Below are 517 nucleotides of genomic sequence, written 5' to 3'. Positions count from 1 at the left end.
GCGCGCTCAGAGGGGGTGAGGGGCGCGCGCAACGGATCGAGGGCGCAAACGCACTCGGCGGCGAAGAGGCCGAGAGAGGGCGGGGGCGCCTCCGGCACCAGGGCCATGAAATCCCCGAGGGCGGCGACCCGCAGGGGGCCGACGGGCAGGGGACTCCGGTGCGCCGCCAGGGCCGCGGCCGCATGGAGGAGATCGGCTTCGGTCGCGTCCGGGGCGAGGCGCATCGGCGCCTTCAGGGTGGCGTGGAACCCGTAGACGCGCGGCTCGGCCGTGTTGGCCGCGAGGATGGCCCGGAGCGCGTCAGGACCGGGCGCCGGGCCGGCTCCCAGGATCGCGTCGCCGAAGGCGGCGAGCGCCGAACTCGGAGCAGGGGTGAAATACAGGGCGTATCGGGCAAGGTCGTCCAAAGGAGCTTTTCCTCGGCTGCGCGCGACGGGCCGAAGACCTCATAGGTCGTCGCCCGGACGCTGATATGACAGGCCGGGTGCCGAAGAAGAGAGGTCCGCCGTGGCCTGCC

General features: G+C 73.3%; 1 protein-coding gene. It reads right to left on the bottom strand.

Annotated elements, in window-relative coordinates; genetic code table 11:
* On the bottom strand, positions 1–407 hold a 407-nt coding region (locus MBTS_RS23445), incomplete at its 3' end, for a DUF1045 domain-containing protein (protein WP_192216619.1).
* Positions 408–517 lie beyond the last annotated feature (110 nt).

Origin of the sequence: Methylobacterium bullatum (assembly GCF_014845095.1) — a bacterium.
In the GTDB taxonomy this organism is placed as follows: Bacteria; Pseudomonadota; Alphaproteobacteria; order Rhizobiales; family Beijerinckiaceae; genus Methylobacterium; species Methylobacterium bullatum.
The sequence above is the reverse complement of the archived record's forward strand: the minus strand, read 5'-3'. Positions and strand labels throughout refer to the sequence as shown.